Here is a 21,083-nt window from a genome sequence, read left to right on the forward strand (position 1 = left end):
GTGGCGAAAGCTCCTGCAAAAGCCGATGCGGGGGGCGGTCATACCTGGTCGCCAAGCCGGTCGGCGGCGGGCAAGTACAGCCCGTGGCTGATCGTCGCGATCATTTCGATCCCGACCTTCATGGAGGTGCTCGACACCTCGATCGCCAACGTCGCGCTCGATCACATCTCGGGCGGGCTGTCGATCACCACCGACCAGGCGACCTGGGTGCTGACCAGCTACCTCGTCGCCAACGCGATCGTCATCCCGATCTCGGGCTGGCTCAGCGACGCGATTGGCCGAAAACGCTATTTCCTGCTGTCGATCGCCCTGTTCACGCTCGCGTCGCTCATGTGTGGCCTGGCGCCCAATATCGCCACGCTTGTCGTCGCCCGCGTGCTGCAAGGCATAGGCGGCGGCGGCCTGGCGCCGGTCGAGCAGTCGATCCTCGCCGACACCTTCCCGCCGAAACAACGCGGGATGGCGTTCGCCGCGTTCGCGATCGTCGTCGTCGTCGGGCCCGTGCTCGGGCCGACGCTCGGCGGCTATATCGTCGAATATTCGAGCTGGCACTGGGTGTTCCTGATCAACGTGCCGGTCGGCATCGCCGCCTGGTTCCTGGTCGAGACGTTCGTCGACGAGCCGGACCAGGTGAAGAAGGACCGCGACGAGCGCTTCAAGAACGGCCTGACGATCGACTATGTCGGCGTCGCACTGGTCGCGCTCGGGCTCGGCTTCCTCGAACTCACCTTCGATCGCGGCGAGCGCGAGGACTGGTTTTCGAGCGGTTTCATTGTGATGTCGGCGATCATCGCCGCGGTATCGCTGGTCACGCTCGTCATCTGGGAGCTCAACCACAAGGACCCGGTGATCGACCTCAAGCTGATGAAGAACCGCAACTTCGCGCTGACGATCGGCGTCATGGGCGTCACCGGCATGATCCTGTTCGGCACCACGCAGCTCATTCCGCAGATGCTGCAACAGGTGCTCGGCTACAGTTCGCTCGACGCCGGCCTCGCGCTGACCGCCGGCGGTCTGGCGACGCTTGTCATGGTGCCGTTCGCGGGGCGGTTGAGCGGGCTGGTCGACGTCCGCTTCCTCCTGTTCCCGGCGTTGCTGGTGCAGGCGTTCGCGCTGTGGAACATGAGCCACCTGACCGCCGACATCGCGTTCTCCGATGCGGCGTTTGCGCGGCTGTTCCAGGCGATGGCGCTGCCGTTCCTGTTCGTGCCGATCAACGCGATCGCCTATGTCGGGCTCAAGCAGACGCAGACCGCACAGGCATCGAGCCTGCTCAACGTCTCGCGCAATCTCGGCGGCACGATCGGCATCTGCTTCGCACAGACGCAGCTCGCGGGCGGGTTGCAGCGGCATCAGTCGGAACTGACGCAGACGCTCAACCCGCTCGATCCGAACTACAACGACTGGATACAGAAGGCGACGAGCGTGTTCGGCGGGCAGGGCGATTCGACGACTCCCTTGGCCGTTCTCTACAGCCAGATGCAGCGGCAGGCGACGATGCTCGCGTTCCTCGACGTGTTCCGCGCGATGATGGTGGTCGTGCTGGTCGTCGCACCACTGGTTCTATTCATGCGCTCCGGCAAGACCGGCGGCGCCCCCTCGGGAGGGATGCATTGATGCGTGCGCGGTTCATGGTGGTTGCGGTTGCGGCCCTGCTCGCGGGGTGCACCGTCGGCCCGAATTACACGCCGCCGGAGATGGCGGTGCCGCCGGCGTTCGTCGGTCCGCAAGCGAGCGTCGGTACTTCGGTTGAGCCGGCCCGCTGGTGGTCGGCGTTCGGCGATCCGCAACTCAACGGCCTCGTCGAGCGCGCGCTGAAGGGCAATCCCGACATCGCGATCGCCGCCTCGCGCGTGCGCCAGGCACGGTTGCAGGAGATCGTCGCGCGATCGCAAGGGTTGCCGAGCGTCAACGCCAGCGCCAGCCCAAGCCACATCGAGTTCAGCAAGAACGCCGGCCTTTCGTCGATCGCACGCGCGTTCAGCGGTGGCACGGGGGCAGGCGGCACCGGCTCGACCGGCGGCATCGCGCTTCCCGGCAGCGGGATCACGACCTATTCGGTCGGGTTCGACGCAAGCTGGGAGCTCGACCTGTTCGGCGGCGTCCGGCGCAGCACCGAGGGCGCGCGGGCGCGGACGGAAGCGGCGGTCTGGTCGAAGCGCGATGCCGCGGTGACTTTAGCCGCGGAAGTCGCGCAGGCCTATTTCGCGCTCCGGCTCGACCAGGCGCAGATTGCGACGATCGAGGGCGAGATCGTCCGCCAGCGTCGTGCGCTCGAAATCGCGGGCAACACCGCCAAGGTGGGCCTCGTTCCGCCGATCGACGTCACCCGCCAGCGCGCCTCGATCACATCCACGGAAGCGCGCGCCGAACCGGTCCGTGCCGATGTCGATGTCCGGATGCACGCGCTCGCGATTCTGCTTGGCGAGCCGCCCGCGACGCTGATGTCCGAACTCGCCACGCCTTCGACCGCACCGCTCGGCGTACCGACTATCCCTGCCGGTTTGCCGTCGGAGCTGTTGCGTCGTCGTCCGGACGTGCGTGCGGCCGAGCGCGATCTGGCGGCGTCGACCGCGGATATCGGCGTGGCGGTGGCGGATATGTATCCGAAGTTCAGCCTCACCGGCATGAGCCAGCTGATCTCCACCGCGCTCGGCAATCTGTTCTCGGGTGACAGCCTCCAGCTGACCGCCTCCGGGGCGGCGCAGTTTCCGCTGCTCGACTGGGGCCGGCGGAAGTCGACCGTGAAGTCGCGCGAGGAGGACCGCGAGCAGGCGTATCTCCGCTATCGCTCGACCGTGCTGCAGGCGCTGCGCGACGTCGAGGATCCGCTCGCACAGATCGCTGCCGAGCGGAGGCGGAACGCGGCGTTGCAGCGCGCGGTGGTCGATGCGCAGAGCAGCGCGAAGGCGGCGGAGTCGCAGTACCGGACCGGCTTCGTGGCCCAGACGACGCTGCTGAACGCGGAGACGGACGTGCTGACCGCGCGCGAACAGCTGGTGTCGAGCGACGCGCAGTTGCGGCAGCTGACGGTGGCGCTGTTCAAGGCGCTGGGGGGCGGTTGGGAGCAGGCGGAATAGGGGCGCGCGCTTCAATACATCCGTCACCTGAACCTACTTTGTTCTCCCGCGAAGGCGGGAGCCCAGTCTGGGCTCCCGCCTTCGCGGGAGAACAAGTTAGTTGGTGGGGTTCGTCCATTCCTCAGCCACCACCCCGGCGAAGGCCGGGGGCCAGTTGGGGGACGTTGCCAACGGTAGACGCCGCTTCGTTACCTCGACCTTGCCACCTGGGCCCCGGCCTTCGCCGGGGTGGCGGTCTTTTTTGGAGACGGTTGCTCCAAGCGAGCAGTCGTTCAATCAAAATGGGCGGCCAAACGACCGCCCAAAAATCACTTCTTCTTGTTCTTCCGCGCCGCATACTTAGCGTCACGAATCGCCTTCTTCTCGGCGTCGGTCAATTCGACCTTAGCCTCGGCCTCGCGCTTCTTAGCAGCAGCAGCCTCAGCTTCAGCCTTCTTCGCAGCCTTCGCCTCGTCCTCTGCCGCACGCTTCGCAGCGCGCTTCTCGCGCTCGGCCAATTCCTTGGCCTCGCGCGCGGCAAGGCGCTCGGCTACGACGGCTTCGTCGATCGGCGGCTTGGCACGCAGCGCTTCGAGCGCCTTCTGCTTGGCGGCGGCTGCGCTGCTCGTGCGGTCCTGGAAACTGGGGTCCTTGAAAGAGGCCATTGTCGTCGAATAATCCTGTAATGATGGTCCACCCGCCCGAACGCAGGGATGCGCCGGCAGTGACTCTGGCAGCGCCTGTAAATCATCGCGCGCCGGATCGGAAGAGATGTGTTCGATAGCGCGGTTTTCAACCCCGTGCGTCAGTAGCACCCCAATCGACAGTCATCGAACCGTCATATCATAGTCATGCAGGCGTCATCGAAATCGCATCGCGGCGTCATCTGGCCAGCCTAACCGCCATGTCACGGTCGGCAGGGGGGAGCCTGGGTCGATCCGAACAATCAACGGTACGACTCGGGAGTCCTTCGCATGACCAGCTTTACTCGCCTCGGCACGATCCTGCTGACCGGCACGGCCTGCCTCGCACTCACCGCTTGCGGCGGTGCCGACGACGTCGCTTCGCCGGGCGCAGGCACGGTGATCATCACCCCGCCAGCCACGCCGACCCCGACGCCGTCCACCCCGACGCCGACCCCATCGGCGATCACGGCAGCCCAGTTCGCCTCGACCTCGGGCGGCCGCTCGGACGGCACGATCACGATCAGCGCCGACGAGCAGCTTGCGATCGTCAACGCCGGCACCAACAACAACGTCAGCGGCACCAACGTCCTGACCGGCGTGTACCCGACCGCCGCGACGTCCGCCACGACCGCGACCGACCCGTCGTCGATCAACCCGTTCTTCGCCAGCACCAACTTCGTCGGTGCGCTCAACGGCCCGACCGACACCGCGTTCCAGGGCTGGACCTGCGCCTCCACGTCGGCCGAGTTCGGCGGCAGCACGACCGCGCGCTGCAGCGCGGTTCCTGCCGTCGGCGCCGGCGGTTCGGCCGCAGCGTGCCCGACCGGCACGATCGACGACGGCCTGGTCCAGACGTTCCGCGCCTGCCGCCTGCCGACCAACATCACGTCCAGCCTGACGCTGCCGAAGATCGCGGGCGTGTTCTACCGCCTGCGCGGCCAGACCGAAGTCGGCGCCGATGTCGGCACGACCGGCGCCGATACCGGCGTAACGCTGACGATCGCACCGGGCGTCGTCGTCGCCGCGGACTCGACCGAAGTCACCGCCGACCTCCTGCTCGTCAATCGCGGGTCGAAGATCAGCGCCGTCGGTACGCGCGACGCACCGATCATCTTCACGTCGCAGCAGAATCTGACCGCCAACGGCGTCAGCGATGCGACGCAGGGCCAGTGGGGCGGGATCATCCTGCTTGGCCGCGCGCCCGTCGCGGTTTGCGCCACGGGTACCGGCCCGAACAACGCCGGCGGCACGAGCACGACCTGCCAGCAGGCGATCGAAGGCGTCACCGGGCGCTTCTACGGTGGCCCGACGGCAGCCGACAACAGCGGCACGATGCAGTATGTCCAGATCCGCTACAGCGGCATCGCGATCAGCGACGGCAACGAGCTCCAGGGCCTGACGCTCGGCGGCACCGGTTCGGGCACGACGATCGATCACGTCCAGAGCCACAACTCGGCCGATGACGGCATCGAGATCTTCGGTGGCACCACGAACATCAAGTATTTCGCGGTCACCGGCGCAGACGACGACGGCTACGATATCGACAACGGCTATCGCGGCTTCATGCAGTTCATCATCGCCGCACAGCGCCTGCTGGGTGCGACCGCCGACTCGTTCTCGACCGAGATCGACTCGAACGGTGCCGAGGACCTGCTGCCCCGTACCTTCGGCCAGTATTCGAACTTCACGTTCGTGCAGACCGCGCTCGCACCGGCCGCGATCCGCCAGCGCGGTGGCTCGGACATGCGCTTCATCAACGGGATCGTGAAGACGCCGGCGACCGTCGCCTGCCTCAACCTGATCGCGCAGGAAACCAGCCAGGCCGATCGCTCGACGATCCGCGCGGCGGATGCCTCGAAGCAGGACCAGGGTCCGCCGATCTTCACCTCGGTCTACTTCAACTGCAACGGCCGGTAACGCCTCCGGTCGGCTCTCCGCAGTCGATGATGTGAGCAGCGATGCCGGGGTGGTTCCAAAGACCACCCCGGCATTCGCCCATAGACCCCTGATCTGGATATTCGGCCATGCAAACGCGCTTCGGCTATGCCACCTTACTCCTCCTGACCTCGCAGCTGGTCGCGCCGGCCGTGCTCGCCCAGACCGGCGGCGCCGCACCGGCTCCTGCCGCATCGCCACCCGCCACGACCACGCCGACGGGGCCTACCTCGACGCCGGTGGACACATCCGCGCCCCAAGCCGCCGGAGCGCAGGCTGAAGTGTCAGCTCCCGGCTTCGACGCGAATGGCGGCGAAGACATCGTCGTCGTCGGTCGCAACATTCCGAATTTCGTCCGCGCGACCCCGCAGGTTGTCTCGATCCTGTCGACCGAAGACATCGCGCGTACCGGCGAAGGCGACATCGCCGGCGCGCTGTCGCGCGTCACCGGCCTAAGCATCGTCGGCAACGGCTTCGTCTACGTCCGCGGTCTCGGCGATCGCTATTCGTCGTCGCTGCTCAACGGCTCGCCACTGCCGAGCCCCGAGCCGCTGCGCCGTTCGGTCCCGCTCGACATCTTCCCGACCACGATCGTCGGCTCCGCGCTGGTCCAGAAGACCTATTCGGTGAACTATCCCGGTGAATTCGGCGGCGGCGTGATCAACCTCACGACCAAGGCGATCCCGGACAAGAACTTCCTGTCGTTCGGCGGCTCGATTTCGGCCGACACCGCGACCACCAGCGAACTCGGCTACACCTATTATGGTGGCGATGCCGACTGGATCGGCTTCGACGACGGCACGCGGAAGGTGCCGAGCTTCATCAAGAACGCGCCTAGCGGCACCGGCAACATCTCGGCCGCGCAGGCCGCGACGCTCAGCAACGCCTCGACCTCGCTGCTCCAGCGCAACAACCAGCTCCCCGCCAATTTCTCGGGCGAGATCAGCGGCGGCTCAGTGTTCGACATCGGTTCGGGTCGGCTTGGCGTGATCGCGTCGGTCAGCGCGAGCAACACCTTCCGCACCCGCAGCATCACGCAGCAGGATTCGGTCACCAACGAAGGTCTGCTCCGCAACGATTTCCAGACCCTGCTGACCGATAACCGGATCGTCGCCAACGCGCTGATCGGCGTCGGCTACGAGTTCGGCGAGAACAGCATCAAGCTGACCAACGTCTATATCCACGACACGCTGAAGCAGGCGCGTGGGTCGGCGGCGACCACCTACAACAACTCGAGCGGCCTGCGTTTCCAGCAGAACACCAACTGGTTCGAACGCCAGCTGTTCGAGAGCCAGCTGGTCGGCGCGTTCAAGCCTGTCGACGCGCTGACGCTCGACGTCCGCGGGGCGTACGCCAATTCGAAGCGCAACGCGCCGTACGAGCGGCAGTTCGACTATCTCTGCTCGAACACCACCACGACCGGCCAGCCGATCACCGTGCAGGATCCGAACGGGACCGGCGGCGCGCAGTGCAACGGCGCGTACCAGGTGACTCAGCGCTTCTCGCCTTTCGCGTCGATCATCTTCAGCGAATTGAAGGAAGACCTCTACAGCGGGCAGGCGGATGCGGCGTACAAGCTGTCGACCGATCGGCCGATGACGCTGTCGACCGGCTATTTCTACTCGGATACGAAGCGTACGTCGTCGCGTCTCCAGTTCAACTACCAGACGCCGCGCGGTGGTGGCACCGCGCCAGGCTATCCGTACAATCTGCTCCGTCCGGATTACCTGCTGGCGATCGATACCAACGATCCACTGAACTCGCTCGAATTGCAGTTCAACACCCCGCTCGGCGCGTATCAATATGACGCGTCGCTGCGGATCCATGCGGGCTACGTCCAGGCCGAGGCCGAGGCGACCGACGGCGTCCGCGCGACGATCGGCGTGCGCTACGAGACGGCGGACGAGCGGGTCACCCCGATCGGTGCGACCACGACGCGGCTTAAGAACGATTACTTCCTGCCGGCCTCGACGCTGACCTGGAACTTCGCGCCCGACATGCAGCTTCGCGCCAGCGCGTCGAAGACGATCTCGCGCCCGCAGTTCCGCGAGCTTGCACCACAGCAGTTCCGCGATCCCGAATCGGATCGCCTGTTCTTCGGTAACCCGCTGTTGCAGGATACCAAGCTCTACAATCTCGACGCGCGCTACGAATGGTTCTTCGCGCGTGACCAGCGCTTTACGCTCGGCGCGTTCTACAAGCGGATCGACAAGCCGATCGAGCAGGTCGGTTTCTACACCGGCGCCGACGATCGTCTGCAGACCGGCTTCACCAACCTGCCCAAGGCCAAGCTGTACGGCGGCGAGGTCGAGTTCCAGAAATACGTCCCGCTCGACACGCTCGGCAGCGATTTCTTCGCGACGCGGCGCCTGCTGTTCATCGCCAACTACACCTATACCCAGTCGTCGATCACGGTGGACGGCAGCTGCGTCCCGAACGTGGTAGACCAGACGACCAAGGTCGCGGGCTGCCAGGCCGGCTTCGCGCCGGCCACGGGTAACTTTCGCGACGGCGCGCCGCTCACCGGCCAGTCGGACCATCTGGTCAACGTCCAGCTCGGGCTGGAGGACACCAAGCGGCTGTCGCAGATCACGTTGTTGTTCAACTACGCCAGCGACCGCGTAACCAACCGCGGCCCGTCGAACCTCGGCGGCACGGGCTTCCTGCCCGACATCATCGAGAAGCCCGGCATTCGCCTGGATCTCGTCGCCCGCCAGGGTGTCGAACTGCGCGGTGCCAAGTTCGAGGTGAAGGCCGAGGCACGCAACCTCACCAAGACGCGCTTCACCGAGGGCCAGACGTTCGAGAACGGCAACAAGGTGTACATCAACCGGTATAATCTGGGCCAGGTGTTCACGCTGGGGATCAGCACGACGTTCTGAGAAACGGATCGGAAGCTATGATCCTCCCCCGCAAGGGGGAGGTGGTGCCGAAGGCGACGGAGGGGGAGGATACGCGACAGGCATTGCTATTGCCGCCCCCTCCGTCAGGCAAGTGCCTGCCACCTCCCCCTGGCGGGGGAGGATTGTAAGCCGGGCAACATGCCGGAATCTCAACCCCAGGGCTTCTCGCGAAACCATTTTGTGATCACATACTTGACCCCCGCACGCACCTTCATCCCGTGATGCAGCGTCGCCGGGTTCATGCTCCCATCCGCCCGCCGGTTGTTCCACGCCAGCAGCTTGCCAGTCTCCGGCTGGACGATCTTGTCGATCGCCTTGAACCGCGTCGCGCCGCCGGCCTCGGGCTGGTTAAGGTAGATCATGATGGTCCAGGTCCGATTGCCCGCGACCCCGCAATAGCGCTGGTAATCGACGCCGTTCGGCTCGAAATAATCGGTGTGTCCCTTGAACTCCTGGCCGACCGCATAGCGTTGCCCCTGGAGCGGTTCGCCGTACACCGGGTCCAGTCCGGTCAGCGCCGCGATCCGGCGCTCGACCTCGATCGCGACCGGATCGAGCGGAGAAAGATCCCCTGTCTCGCTCGTCCGATAGTTCGCGTCGCCGTTCGAATCGGAGATCGTCGACGGCCGTCGCACCGCGTCGATCCGCTCGATCAGCGTCGCGCACAGGTCCGGCGGCAGGAAGTCGCGCCGCACGAACAGGTCGAGCTTCGGGCTCGGTACGCGCTGCACGCCAGGTACGGACAGCCGCGCGATGGTCGCTTCGGGAGGCAGGCCGGAGCCGCTGGACGGGACAGGATCGGACATACGCGTCTTCTGCCCATCGCCGACGCGAAGCGCTACCCCATCAGAATCGAAGCAACCGACGTGCAAGCCATTGACGCGGAATTGTAACATGGCATGCCTACGCGACGAAGAGAGCGGGAAATTGGGGTGGGTCGCGGATGCGATTGAAGCTGGACGCGCGGGCGCGCCGTATCTTGCGGCGTATGCCCGTCGTGAATGTCTATAGTGTCGTCGAACTCGCGCTGCTGGCCGGGCTGGCGGTGCAGTGCGCGCGGCTGGCGTGGACGATCGTGACGCCGATCACGCCGCTCGGCGACTGGCGTCCGGCCGCGCCTGCGGTGGTGGGTTCGCCAGCCGATATCCTGCGCGGTTTCGATCCGTTTTTCCGCCTTGGTGGCGCGGCCGGCGCACCCGCCACTGTCACGTCGCTCCAATTGACCCTGTTCGGCACGCGGATGGATGAAGCGATGGGCCGCAGTTCCGCGATCATCGCCGGTCCCGACGGCGTCCAGCAGAGCGTTGCGGTCGGCGACGAGATCCAGCCCGGCGTGCGTCTCAAGGCGGTCGCGTTCGATCACGTCACGATCGACCGCGGCGGTGCCGACGAAGACCTGTTCCTCGACCAGTCGGGCGCCGTCACGCCGGTCGTCCCGGGCACGGCACCGGCGGGTACGCCCGGTGCCGTTACCCCCGTCGTCGGCATCCCCGTCGCGCAGTTGCGCAGCGAGATCGGCTTCATCCCCCGCATCGACGGCGGCCGCATCAGCGGGCTCACCGTCCGCTCGCAAGGCTCGGGCAACGCGTTCCGCTCGGCCGGGCTCAAGGACGGCGACGTCGTCACCTCGATCGGCGGGCGGCCCGTTTCCGGTCCCGGCGATCTCGACCGCATCGCCAAGGATTTCGCGGGCGGCGGCAACGTCCCCATCACCGTAGAACGCGGCCAGGATACCCTGCCGCTCGCCATCACGATCGCGCCCCCTCAATGAAAAAACTGTTTCTCGGCCCCGTCGTGGCTCTCGCGCTGGCGGCCGGCGTCCATGCCCAGACCACGCTCAACGTCCGCGATGCCGATATCCGCGCGTTCATCGCCGACGCCGCCAAAGTCACCGGGCGCACGTTTATCATCGACAACCGCGTCGCTGGTAAGGTTACGGTGGTCACCGATCGCCCGTTGTCGCGCTCCGAATATTTCGAGATATTCCTCTCGACGTTGCGCGCCAACGGCCTCGTCGCGGTGCCGACCTCGGGCGGCGCGTTCCGCGTTCAGCCGCTCGACAACGCCGCTTCGCAGCCGGGCCGGATCGGCGTCGCAGGCGCCGCACGCAACAGCTACGTCACCGAGATCATCCGACTCCGCGCGATCGACGCACAGTCCGCTGTAGAGACGGTTCGCCCGCTGGTCAGCGCGCAAGGCTCGGTCAGCGCGAACCGGGGCGGCAACAGCCTCGTCGTGGTCGATTTCGCCGACAACATCCGCCGCATCCGCGAAGTCCTCCGCCGGATCGACACCGACACATCCTCCACTCGCGTCGTCGCGCTGAAGAACGCCAGTGCGAAGGAAATCGCGACTGCGCTCCAAGGGCTCATCGGCGCCGGCACGGGCGGCGGACAGGGCGGGCAGGGCGGTGGTGCCGCCGCCGGCCCGAGCGCATCTGTGGTCGCAGTCGAAGGCTCGAACGCGGTCGCGCTACGCGGTGATCCGACCACCGTCGCCCGCCTCGCGCAGGTTGCCGCCGACCTCGACCAGAAGGCGCGCAACGGTACCGAGATCAAGGTCGTCTTCCTCGAGAACGCCGACGCCGAGCAGCTGCTGCCGGTGTTGCAGGAACTCGTCGGCCAGACCCCGACGCAGCCCGTGCAGACGGCGTTGTCGCGCTCGAACTTCGGGTCGAGCAGCACCAACGGCGCGTCGGGCGGACAGTCGAACTTTTCGCAACCACAGATCCCGCAATCCGGACCGTCGCCGAGCGGCGCGTCCGGCTCCGGCCAAGCCGCGATCACGTCTGCTGGCCGGTCGGCCGTGGTCGTCACGCGCTTCGCCGGCGCCAACGCGATCGTCATCGCCGCACCCGCCGAGATACAGCGCCAGTTGAACGAGGTCGTCCGCCAGCTCGACACGCGCCGCGAACAGGTGCTGGTCGAGGCGATCGTCGCCGAAGTGTCCGATTCGACCGCGAAGACGCTCGGCGCGCAGTTCATCGTCGGCGATCCCAGCGGCGGCGCGTTCGGTGCATCGACCTTCTCGAACTCCGCCCCTAACATCCTGCAGATCGCCGGCGCGATCGGCGCGACCCAGCTCAACACGTCGAGCACCACGACGACCAATACCGATGGCAGCACGACGACCACCAACACCACCAGTCCGGCTGCCGATACGCTTCAGCAGTCGGCAATCGCGTCGATCCTCGCTGCCGCGGGCGGCTTTGGCGGCTTCGGCGGGAAGATCGGCAGCACCTTCTTCGGCGCGATCATCAACGCGGTGAAGAGCGACACGACCTCCAACCTGCTCCAGGTCCCGCATCTCGTCACGCTCGACAACCAGGAGGCGCACAGCCTCGTCGGGCAGGAGATCCCGATCACCACGGGGCAGGCGCTCAGTACCAATTTCGACAACGCTTTCCGAACCACGCAACGGCAGAATGTCGGCATCGAACTGACCGTGCGTCCTCAGGTCAACTCGTCGGGCACCGTGAAGCTCAACCTCCGCCTCGAGGTCAGTTCGATCGCCGGCCCGGTGTCGAGCGACAATAGCGACCTGATCCTCAACAAGCGCGAGGTGGAAACCGTCCGCACCGTCGACGACGGCCAGATCGCGGTGATCAGCGGCCTGCTCGACGACAATGAGCGCCGCACGATCGAGAAGATCCCGCTGCTCGGCGACATCCCCGTGCTCGGCCACCTGTTCACCTCGAAGGCGAAGCAGCGGTCGAAGACCAACCTGATGATCTTCATTCGTCCGACGATCCTGCGCACCGCGGAGGACAGCCGCAAGCTGACCGAGCAGCGCTACGGCTATGTCCGCCTGCAACAGGGCCTGCAGGAGCCGGGCGCGGAGCCATCGATCGACCAACTCGTCCGCGATTACATGGGCGCCGCCCCGCCGATCCCGAGCGCACCGATCCCTGGCAACATCGAAGACCCGCGTATTGCCGTCCCGGTACGCACCTCGACAATGGTCGTGCGACCCAAGAAATGATCATCCGCGAAGGCCACGAGATCGACGCTCTTCCTTCCCCCCTCCCGCAAGCGGGAGGGGCCGGGGGTGGGCTCGCGCCTTCCTCGAATAACACGTTCGAAGAAGGGGGAAGACTTGCGCTAATCTCCAGCGACGCTCTCGACGCGGAGCGCGAGCCCACCCCCGGCCCCTCCCGCATGCGGGAGGGGGGTGAGATAGATATCCCCCAGATCACCATCCCCTACGCGTTCGCCCGAAAGTTCGGCGTCGTCGTCGACCACACCGACACGGACTCGCACCTCACCATCGCCATGCGTGCCGGCGCCGACCCGAAAGTCCTGCTCGAACTCCGCCGCTACCTCGCCCGCCCGTTCGACGTGACCTTCGTCGAACAGATCGCGTTCGACCGCCTCCTGTCGAACGTCTACGCGATGGACGGCCAGGCCAACGCGCTCGCCGCGGTCGGCATGGGCGACGAACTCGACCTGCTCGCCGGCGACATGCCGACCGCGGAGGACCTGCTCGACACCGCCGACGACGCTCCTGCGATCCGCCTCATCAACGGCATCATCGCCGACGCCGCGCGAAACGGCGTGTCCGACATCCACATCGAGCCGTATGAGACCGGCCTCGTCGTCCGCATGCGCATCGACGGCGTACTTCGCGAAACGCTGCGGATGCCGCCCAACGTCGCGCCGGTTGTCGTCAGCCGCATCAAGGTCATGGCCCGCCTCGACATCGCCGAGCGTCGTGTGCCGCAGGACGGCCGCATGGGGCTGACGCTGGGCGGCAAGCTGCTCGACGTCCGCGTCTCGACACTGCCGAGCCGCGCAGGCGAACGCGTGGTGCTGCGTATCCTCGACAAGGAGAATGCTGGCATCGATCTCGAAGCGCTCGGCCTGCCACCCGTGCTGTTCGCGTTGCTGAACGAAGCACTGAGCGAGCCAAACGGCATCATCCTCGTCACCGGCCCGACCGGTTCGGGCAAGACCACCTCGCTCTACGCCGCCTTGCGCCTGCTCAACGACGGCAGCCGCAACATCCTGACCGTCGAGGATCCGGTAGAGTACGCGGTCGACGGCGTCGGCCAGACCCAGGTCAACCCGAAGGTCGGCCTGACCTTCGCGGCGGGACTGCGCGCGATTCTCCGGCAGGATCCAGACGTCGTGATGGTCGGCGAAATCCGCGACCGCGAGACCGCCGAGATCGCGGTGCAGGCGTCGCTAACCGGCCATCTCGTGCTGTCCACGGTCCACACCAACGACGCGATCGGCGCGATCACCCGCATGCGCGACATGAAGGTCGAGAGCTTCCTGCTCGCCTCGACGTTGCGCGCAGTGATCGCGCAGAGGCTCGTGCGCCGCCTGTGCCCAACGTGCCGCAAGGCCGTGCCCGCCTCGGACACGGTAGCCCCACTGCTCGGCATCGCCCCCGACGCTGTGGTCTACGTCGCGCAAGGCTGCGAAGACTGCAACCAGACCGGCTATAAGGGGCGCATCGGTGTGTTCGAAGCGGTCCGCATCGACGACACCATCCGCCGCCTGATCAACACTGACGGGCACGAATCGGAGATCACCGCGCACGCGTTTGCGAAGTCCCCGAATTTGGCCCAGTCCGCGCGCGATCTAGTCCTGTCCGGCCAAACCACCGCCGAAGAAGCCGTCCGAGTATCCCGCCGCGACACGACCGAAGTTGTCGAGGATACAGTAGTTGCATAACGCCCTAAAAATCCTCCCCGGAACGGGGAGGGGGACCAGCGAAGCTGGTGGAGGGGGCTCACCACGCTCGCATCACCGGCCGTACGCCGCCAGCAACTCAACGCAGCGTTCGCGGCACGCCCCCTCCACCACCGCTTCGCGGCGGTCCCCCTCCCCTTGCAGGGGAGGATGATGGCGGACTTCGACTATATCGCGATCGACACCAAGGGCGCCGAACGCCGCGGCCACGTCGCCGCCGCCGACATCGACGTTGCCCGCGCCACCCTCGATGCGCGCAAATTCTACGTTGTGAAGATCACCCCCGGCGCGCCGCCACAGGCAACCAAGGGCCGCCCGCTGTTCGGCCTCCAGCTCGGCACGCCGAAGATGTCGGGCAAGAACCTCACGCTCTTCACCCGCCAGCTCGCCACGCTGAACCGCGTCTCGCCACTGGAAGAATCGCTCCGCACGATCACCCGGCAAACCGAACAGGACAGCGTCCGCACGATCGTCCAGCACGTCCACGCCGGCGTCGTCGAAGGCCGTCGCCTCGCCGACGCGATGGCGCGCGAACCGAAAAGCTTCCCCCCGCTCTACCGCGCGATGGTCTCCGCCGGCGAAAGCTCCGGCTCGCTGCCGACCATCCTCGACCGCCTTGCAGCGCTGCTCGAACGCCAGGCCGAAATCCGCGGCAAGCTCATCACCGCGCTCGCCTACCCCTCGATCCTCGCGCTCGTGGCGTTCGGCGTCGTCACCGCGCTGATGATGTTCGTGGTGCCGCAGGTCGTCGAGCAATTCGACACGGTCGGCCAGCAACTGCCGCTGCTCACGCGGATGGTGATGGCGTTCTCGGCGTTCCTCGTCGGATACTGGTGGGTGATGCTGCTGATCGTCGTCGGTGGTGGTTTGGCCGGATGGCGCGCGCTCAAGGACCCGACGCTCCGGCTCGCGTTCGACGGCTGGCTGCTCCGCATTCCGCTACTCGGCCGCCTGATCCGCGACCTTCACGCGGCCCGCATGGCCCGCACGCTCGGGACGATGGTCGCGAGTCGCCTGCCGCTGCTCGACGGCCTCAACCTGACCGCCAGCACGATCCACAACCGCCGCCTCCGCCTCGCCTCGGACCAGATCGTCGACGCGATCCGCGGCGGTGGTTCGCTCTCCGCCGCGATGCGCCGCGCCGGCGTCTTCCCGCCGCTGCTGACCTATCTCGCGGCGAGCGGGGAAGCGGCAGGTCGCCTCGATGAAATGCTGGAACGCGCCGCCGATTATCTCGAACGCGAGTTCGACCGTTTCACCGCCACCGCACTTTCGCTGCTCGAACCGCTGATCATCGTCGTGATGGGCGGCATCGTCGCGACGATCGTGCTATCCATCCTGCTCCCGATCCTCCAGCTCAACACGCTGGCCGGACAATGAGGTTTCGTATGCGTCCCGAAGATAAAAAGAAGCGCCGCGAGGCTGGCTTTACCCTCGTCGAGCTGATGGTCGTGATCGTCATCATCGGCCTGTTGGCGACGATCGTCGCGCTCAACGTGCTGCCCTCGGGCGACACTGCGCGGATCCAGAAGGCGAAGGCCGACATCGCGCAGATCGAGGGCGGGCTGGAGCTCTACAAGCTGCAGAACATGACCTTCCCCAACACCACGCAGGGGCTGAACGCGCTCGTCTCGGCACCCGCGGGTCTCGCCGATCCATCGCGGTACCAGCGTGGCGGGTATCTGAAGAAGCTGCCGAACGATCCCTGGGGTCGCCCGTATCTCTATGCCTCGCCCGGTGCGCACGGCGAGGCCGACGTCTGGACCTTCGGCGCGGACGGCAAGGAAGGCGGCGAGGGGATCGATGCCGATATCGGCAGCTGGCAATAGGTCCTTGGACTGGGTCCCCGCCTGCGCGGGGACACTTTCGCGGAGACGCGAAAGTGGCTTTACGCTGGTCGAGCTGATGGTCGTCGTCACGATCATCGGCTTGGCCTCCGCTGTGGCCGTGCTCGTCATGCCGGACCCGCGCGGCCGCGTGCTCGACGAGGCAACGCGCTTCGCCCTGCGCACCCGCGCCGCGCACGATTCAGCGATCGTCGAAGCACGTCCGGTGAGCGTCTGGATCAGCGGCGGCGGCTACGGCTTCGACCGGCGGCTGGCAGGCGGCTGGACGCCGATCGCCGAGAAACCGATGCGCGTCGAACGCTGGAACGAAGGTACCAGGGCCAGCATCGGCGACACCACCGGCCGCCTGCGCGTGACGTTCGACCCGACCGGCCTCGTCGATCGCCCCGCGGAGATCCGCCTCGATCGCGGCGGGGTGGCGGCAACCGTCCACATCGACGCCGACGGTAGCGTAAGAGCCGATGCGGGCTGAGCGCGGCTTCACCCCTCGTCGACGTTACGCCGAACACGGCTTCACGTTGATAGAAATCATGGTCGCGCTGGCAGTCTTCAGTCTCGCGGCGATGGCGCTCGTGCGTCTGGAAAGCGCGACGATCCGCGGCGCATCGATCCTCGACGAAACGCTGGTCGCTCAGATGGTCGCGCGCAACGTCGCGATCGATGCGGTCACCAGCGCGCAGCCACCGACCGCAGGCCGCGTCACCGGCGTCGAGACGAACGGCGGCCAGCCCTGGACGTGGACGCGGCAGGTCAGCGCGCTCGGCGGATCGAGCGTGCTGCGGATCGACGTGGCGGTCGCCGACCGGACCGGCACGCAGCTCGGCCGCCTGACGATGGTGCGACCCGCGCCGCGGATGGTGATGTGACGCCTCCGAAAACCGAGGCCGGCTTCACGCTTATCGAAGTCATGGTGTCGCTCATGATCTTCGGCATGATCGCCGCCGCCGGCGTGGCCATCCTGTCGTTCAGCGTGAAGGCGCAGAGTTCGACCGGTGCGAAGCTCGACGACATCAGCGCACTCACCCGGACGATGTCGATCCTGTCCGCCGATCTCGCCCAGGCATCGAACCGCGCTACCCGCGACGAGGCCGGCACCAGCGTCCCCGCGTTCATCGGCGAAAGCGGGTCGGGCGTCACGCCGATGCTCCGCCTGGTCCGCGCCGGCTGGAGCAATATCGACGGTGCGGCGCGCTCCAGCATGCAGAAGGTCGCCTACCGCGTCGATGGCGGCGCGCTCCAGCGGATCGCCTATCCGATGGTCGACGGTGCGCAGCCGCTGCCGCCTGCCGCGCTCCTCACGCATGTCCGCCAGATCGCACTCCGCTATCGTATCGCGGGCGCCTGGAGCGATCGATGGGATGGCGCGAGCGGCAGGCCGTTGCCAGACGCGATGGAGCTCACCGTCCAGCGCGATGACGGGACGCAGTTCCGCCAGATGTTCCTCGTCGGCACCAGTTACATCCCGGCGCCCTCCGATGGAACGGGTCCCGTCACGCCACCAGCGGGCACCCCTCCGGGACAGGAGACGCCCGGTGCGCGAACCTGATCTCGGCATTCGACGCGGGAAAGAGCGGGGCGCAGCGTTGCTCACCGTGCTGATGCTCGTAGCCATCATCGCGGTGATGGCCGGGGCCGCGCTGGAAAAACTCCGGCTGTCGACCCGGCTCGCGAGCAACGCCGCGACCGGCGAGCAGGCGCGCGCCTATGCGCTTGCGGCGGAGACGATGGCACTGACCCGCGTCTCCAACCTGCTCGCGCCAAAGCCCACGCGGGTCACGCTGGCCGGCGGCTGGAGCAACACCCCGTTCGGTCTGCCGGTACCCGGAGGCTTCGCGACCGCGCGCGTCCGCGACGGCGCGAACTGCTTCAACCTGAACTCTCTCGTCGGCATGACGACCCTGGGCGTATACGTCGCGCGCGGTGACGTCCGACCGCAGTTCGTCCGCTTGATGCGGCTGCTCGACGTACCCGTGCAGGTCGCCGAACAGGTCGCGGCGGGCACGACCGACTGGATCGACAGCGATCAGGATCAGCAACCGATGGGGGCCGAGGACGGTGCGTATATCGGTCGCGTGCCGTCGTACCGCACCGCCGGCACGCTGATGAGCGACCCGAGCGAACTGCGCGCGATCGCCGGGATGACGCCCGAGATCTATACGAAGATCCGCCCGTGGATCTGCACGCTGCCGTTCGCCAGGCCCTCGCCGATCAACGTCAACACGCTGCTGCCCGAACAGAGCGTGCTGTTGGCGATGATGTATCCCGATACGCTGTCGGTCGGTGCCGCGCAGCAATTGCTGCTGCGGCGACCGGTGCAGGGCTACGCCACGTTCGACGAAATGCAGAAGGGCGCGTCGTTGCTCGGCGCCGCCAACATCGCGCCCGGCGTGGACGCGCAGGTGCTGTCGAAGTGGTTCACGCTCGATATCGACGTGACGCTCGGCACCACTCAAATGCAGGAACGTGCGCTGATCGACGCGAACCGGCTTCCCGCGCAGCTCGTATCGCGGCAATGGGGCGAGCCATCATGACGACTTTGCTGTTCCTTCCCGCCGGCGAGACCGGATATCGCTGGATGCGCGTTGCGGATGCGCGCGTGGTCGGGGAGGGGGAGGGTATCCCCGATGCGATCGACGACGAGACGATCGCGGTCGCGCCTGCCGACGCCGTGACGCTGCACTGGGCGGAACTGCCGTCGCGGTCTGCGGCGCAGGCGACGGCGGCCGCGCGTATCCTGGCGAGCGAGGCGAGTGCATCGCCACTCGCCGAACTCCACGTCGCAGTCGGGGACGAAGGCGCGAGCGATCGACCGATCGGCGTCGTCGGTGCCGCGAAGATGCGCGACTGGCTGCTGATGCTGGCGGAGGCAGGCGTCGACCCGGTCGCCGTCATTCCCGCACCGATGCTCCTCCCGCGACCCGAAGAGGGCTACGCGCGGGCGGAGCTTGCGGGCAGCGGCGTCGTGCGTGGCACATCCAGCGGGTTCGCCGACGAGGCGCGACTGACGGAGCTGGTGACCGGCGGCACCGCGCCCGCGACGATCGACCGCGACACGCTAGAGGCGGCGATCGTTGCCGCCGTCGCGTCGCCCCCGCTGGATCTTCGACAGGGGCCGTTCGCGCGGCGGCGAAGGTTCACGATCGACTGGGGGCTGATCCGTCGGCTGGCGCTATTGTCGCTGACGATCCTCGCCGTGACCCTCGCGATCTCACTCGTCCGCATCGCGAAGTACAGCTTCGGCGCGGATGCCCTGGAGGCGGAAGCCGACACCGTGGCGGTCACTGGCCTGCCGCGCGGCGAGACGGTCGTGGACGCCAGCCGCCAGCTCGACGAGCGTCTTTCGCGCGTGCGAGGTCCGGGGCTCGGCTTCACCAGTACGACCGCGGCGGTCTTCGCGGCGGTACGTGCGACGCCCGGCACCGAAGTCACCGCGCTCGATTTCCAGGCGAACGGCGATCTGCGCCTGTCGGTGGCGGTCGAACGCGAAGCCTTGGCGACCGACCTGAAGCGCGCGCTCGAAGCCGCCGGCTTTTCGGTCCGCGCCGGCGTGTTCCAGGCAGCAGCCGGCCGCGTGACGGGGGAACTCACGATCAGCCCGGAGAGCGGACGATGACCGGACTGAAAACCTGGTTCGAAGGTCGTTCGCTCAGGGAGCGGCGGCTGCTGCTCGTGATGGCGGGGCTCGCGGTCCTCACGCTGCTGTGGGCGCTGATCATCCGCCCGGTCGGCGACGGCCTGTCGAGCGCGCGCGAGCGTCATGCCGATGCCGTCACCCGGCTCGGCGAGACGCGCGCGCAAGTCGCGACGTTGCGTGAAATCCAGCGGACCCGCGCCACGCCACTGACCGGCACGCTCGCCGATGCGGTGCGTGCCGAAGCGGACCAGGCAGGCTTCGCGCTAGCCTCGCTCGACCAGGACGGCGCGAGCCGGGTGCGCGTCGGCATCCAGTCGGCGCGCCCCGCGGCGCTGGTCGCGTGGCTCGCGCGGCTCGAACGGCTCGGCATCCTCGTCGATTCGGTGGCGATGACCGACAAGGGGGACAAGACCGTCGGCGTCGCGCTCACGTTGAAGGCACGCGCGGCATGAGGCGGATTCGTTTGCGTACCGGCCCAGCCGCGCTGTTCGGCGGGATGCTGCTGATCGCGCTGATCGTCTTCCTGCCGATGCGCGCGGTGCTCGGCTGGGTCGGCGTCGGCGACGAGGGGCTGGTCGCGCGGCGCGTGTCGGGGACGATCTGGGGCGCGACGCTGACCGAGGCGCGGTTCGGCGATCTCGCGCTCGGCGATCTGCACGCGCGGCTGTCGCCGTTGCCGCTGCTGGTCGGCCGCGCGACGATCGTCTTCGCCGGTCCCGAATCGGTGTCGGCCAAGCCGTTGCGCGGGTCGGCGAGCGTCAGTCGCCACGGCTTCGGCGTCGACCACATGACCGCCACGGTCGCGACCGGCCGGCTGTTCGCGCCGGTGCCCGTCTCGGCGCTAGACCTCGAAGACGTCTCGGTCCGCTTCCGCGATGGCCAGTGCGAAGCCGCCGAGGGCCGCGTCCGCGCAACGTTGGCGGGTGACGTCGGCGGGATCACCTTGCCGCAGTCGGTGAGCGGCACTGCACGGTGCGACGGCACGGCGCTGCTGCTGCCGCTGGCGAGCCAGTCCGGGACCGAGAGCATCGCGCTCCGGATGGAGGGGGCAGGGACCTACCGCGCCGAGCTGTCGCTGCGTCCGTCCGATCCACTAGCGGTCCAGAAGCTCGAGCAGGCGGGCTTCGTGAGCGGCCCGAACGGGTACAAGCTCGCCATCGAGGGACGTTTTTGACGTCTTTTTGGCAAGTCGACGGTTGACGCCGCCCGGCGACCCCCGCTAGGGGGCGATGCCTACGCGGCGGTCGTAGTTCAATTGGTTAGAGCGTCGGCTTGTGATGCCGGATGTTGCGGGTTCAAGTCCCGTCGGTCGCCCCATTTTCC

General features: G+C 67.2%; 18 protein-coding genes and 1 tRNA gene. 17 read left to right on the forward strand and 2 right to left on the reverse strand.

All coding sequences use genetic code 11. The annotated features are described in order from the left end of the window. Entirely contained in the window at nucleotides 1-1,617 is a 1,617-nt protein-coding gene (locus tag C8J39_RS07845) for a DHA2 family efflux MFS transporter permease subunit (protein WP_120299983.1), read from the forward strand. Beyond that, entirely contained in the window at nucleotides 1,617-3,080 is a 1,464-nt protein-coding gene (locus tag C8J39_RS07850; RefSeq protein WP_120299984.1) for an efflux transporter outer membrane subunit, read from the forward strand. Before C8J39_RS07845 ends, C8J39_RS07850 begins: the two co-directional genes overlap by 1 nt. 308 nt (nucleotides 3,081-3,388) lie before the next feature. Here the strand turns inward: C8J39_RS07850 and C8J39_RS07855 are convergent, their stop codons facing one another. Beyond that, nucleotides 3,389-3,724: a DUF6481 family protein gene (locus tag C8J39_RS07855; RefSeq protein ID WP_056058003.1), complete on the reverse strand. Its 336-nt coding sequence runs from the start codon at nucleotides 3,722-3,724 to the stop codon at nucleotides 3,389-3,391. Between the two features lie 309 nt (nucleotides 3,725-4,033). Here C8J39_RS07855 and C8J39_RS07860 point away from each other — a divergent pair, with 309 nt between their 5' ends. Together C8J39_RS07860 and C8J39_RS07865 are read left to right on the forward strand one after the other, a co-directional pair. Next, the gene (locus tag C8J39_RS07860) at nucleotides 4,034-5,662 is read left to right on the forward strand and encodes a hypothetical protein (protein ID WP_120299985.1); all 1,629 of its coding nucleotides are present in this window, start codon (nucleotides 4,034-4,036) and stop codon (nucleotides 5,660-5,662) included. Nucleotides 5,663-5,769: 107 nt separating this feature from the next. Then, nucleotides 5,770-8,562 carry a TonB-dependent receptor domain-containing protein gene (locus C8J39_RS07865; protein WP_120299986.1) on the forward strand — a complete coding sequence of 931 codons (2,793 nt, stop codon included), beginning with the start codon at nucleotides 5,770-5,772 and terminating at the stop codon, nucleotides 8,560-8,562. 170 nt (nucleotides 8,563-8,732) lie between these two features. Here the strand turns inward: C8J39_RS07865 and C8J39_RS07870 are convergent, their stop codons facing one another. Further along, nucleotides 8,733-9,389, reverse strand: coding sequence for a 2OG-Fe(II) oxygenase (locus tag C8J39_RS07870; protein ID WP_120300469.1), 657 nt, complete (start codon nucleotides 9,387-9,389; stop codon nucleotides 8,733-8,735). A gap of 182 nt (nucleotides 9,390-9,571) precedes the next feature. Between C8J39_RS07870 and C8J39_RS07875 the strand changes: the two genes are divergently transcribed. The 13 genes from C8J39_RS07875 to C8J39_RS07935 all read left to right on the forward strand — a co-directional run bounded on the left by C8J39_RS07875 (nucleotide 9,572) and on the right by C8J39_RS07935 (nucleotide 21,077). Beyond that, nucleotides 9,572-10,354: a type II secretion system protein N gene (locus tag C8J39_RS07875; protein ID WP_310793808.1), complete on the forward strand. Its 783-nt coding sequence runs from the start codon at nucleotides 9,572-9,574 to the stop codon at nucleotides 10,352-10,354. Beyond that, entirely contained in the window at nucleotides 10,351-12,564 is a 2,214-nt protein-coding gene (gspD, locus tag C8J39_RS07880) for a type II secretion system secretin GspD (protein ID WP_120299988.1), read from the forward strand. The genes C8J39_RS07875 and gspD overlap by 4 nt, the downstream gene beginning before the upstream one ends. Nucleotides 12,565-12,740: 176 nt before the next feature. Beyond that, a complete protein-coding gene (locus C8J39_RS07885; RefSeq protein ID WP_120299989.1) occupies nucleotides 12,741-14,261 on the forward strand; it encodes a GspE/PulE family protein in 1,521 nt (506 codons plus the stop codon). Nucleotides 14,262-14,432: 171 nt separating this feature from the next. Continuing rightward, nucleotides 14,433-15,659 (forward strand): type II secretion system inner membrane protein GspF, encoded by a 1,227-nt coding sequence (gene gspF, locus C8J39_RS07890; RefSeq protein WP_120300470.1) that lies wholly within the window; start codon nucleotides 14,433-14,435, stop codon nucleotides 15,657-15,659. An 8-nt stretch (nucleotides 15,660-15,667) separates the two neighbouring features. Further along, nucleotides 15,668-16,108, forward strand: a complete 441-nt coding sequence (gspG, locus tag C8J39_RS07895; protein ID WP_082444053.1) for a type II secretion system major pseudopilin GspG — start codon at nucleotides 15,668-15,670, stop codon at nucleotides 16,106-16,108. Nucleotides 16,109-16,112: 4 nt separating this feature from the next. Then, nucleotides 16,113-16,598 carry a GspH/FimT family pseudopilin gene (locus C8J39_RS07900; RefSeq protein WP_279388812.1) on the forward strand — a complete coding sequence of 162 codons (486 nt, stop codon included), beginning with the start codon at nucleotides 16,113-16,115 and terminating at the stop codon, nucleotides 16,596-16,598. Beyond that, nucleotides 16,588-16,992: a type II secretion system minor pseudopilin GspI gene (gene gspI, locus C8J39_RS07905; protein WP_120300471.1), complete on the forward strand. Its 405-nt coding sequence runs from the start codon at nucleotides 16,588-16,590 to the stop codon at nucleotides 16,990-16,992. Before C8J39_RS07900 ends, gspI begins: the two co-directional genes overlap by 11 nt. Then, the gene (gspJ, locus tag C8J39_RS07910; protein ID WP_243649789.1) at nucleotides 16,989-17,672 is read left to right on the forward strand and encodes a type II secretion system minor pseudopilin GspJ; all 684 of its coding nucleotides are present in this window, start codon (nucleotides 16,989-16,991) and stop codon (nucleotides 17,670-17,672) included. The genes gspI and gspJ overlap by 4 nt, the downstream gene beginning before the upstream one ends. Continuing rightward, a complete protein-coding gene (gene gspK, locus C8J39_RS07915; RefSeq protein WP_243649791.1) occupies nucleotides 17,659-18,657 on the forward strand; it encodes a type II secretion system minor pseudopilin GspK in 999 nt (332 codons plus the stop codon). Before gspJ ends, gspK begins: the two co-directional genes overlap by 14 nt. Then, nucleotides 18,654-19,739, forward strand: coding sequence for a type II secretion system protein GspL (gene gspL, locus C8J39_RS07920; RefSeq protein WP_120299992.1), 1,086 nt, complete (start codon nucleotides 18,654-18,656; stop codon nucleotides 19,737-19,739). The genes gspK and gspL overlap by 4 nt, the downstream gene beginning before the upstream one ends. Beyond that, entirely contained in the window at nucleotides 19,736-20,212 is a 477-nt protein-coding gene (gspM, locus tag C8J39_RS07925) for a type II secretion system protein GspM (protein ID WP_120299993.1), read from the forward strand. Before gspL ends, gspM begins: the two co-directional genes overlap by 4 nt. Beyond that, a complete protein-coding gene (gene gspN / locus C8J39_RS07930) occupies nucleotides 20,209-20,934 on the forward strand; it encodes a type II secretion system protein N (protein WP_120299994.1) in 726 nt (241 codons plus the stop codon). The genes gspM and gspN overlap by 4 nt, the downstream gene beginning before the upstream one ends. A 66-nt stretch (nucleotides 20,935-21,000) precedes the next feature. Continuing rightward, nucleotides 21,001-21,077, forward strand: a tRNA-His gene (locus C8J39_RS07935). Nucleotides 21,078-21,083 lie beyond the last annotated feature (6 nt).

Source organism: Sphingomonas sp. PP-CC-1A-547, assembly GCF_003610375.1.
In the GTDB taxonomy this organism is placed as follows: Bacteria; Pseudomonadota; Alphaproteobacteria; order Sphingomonadales; family Sphingomonadaceae; genus Sphingomonas.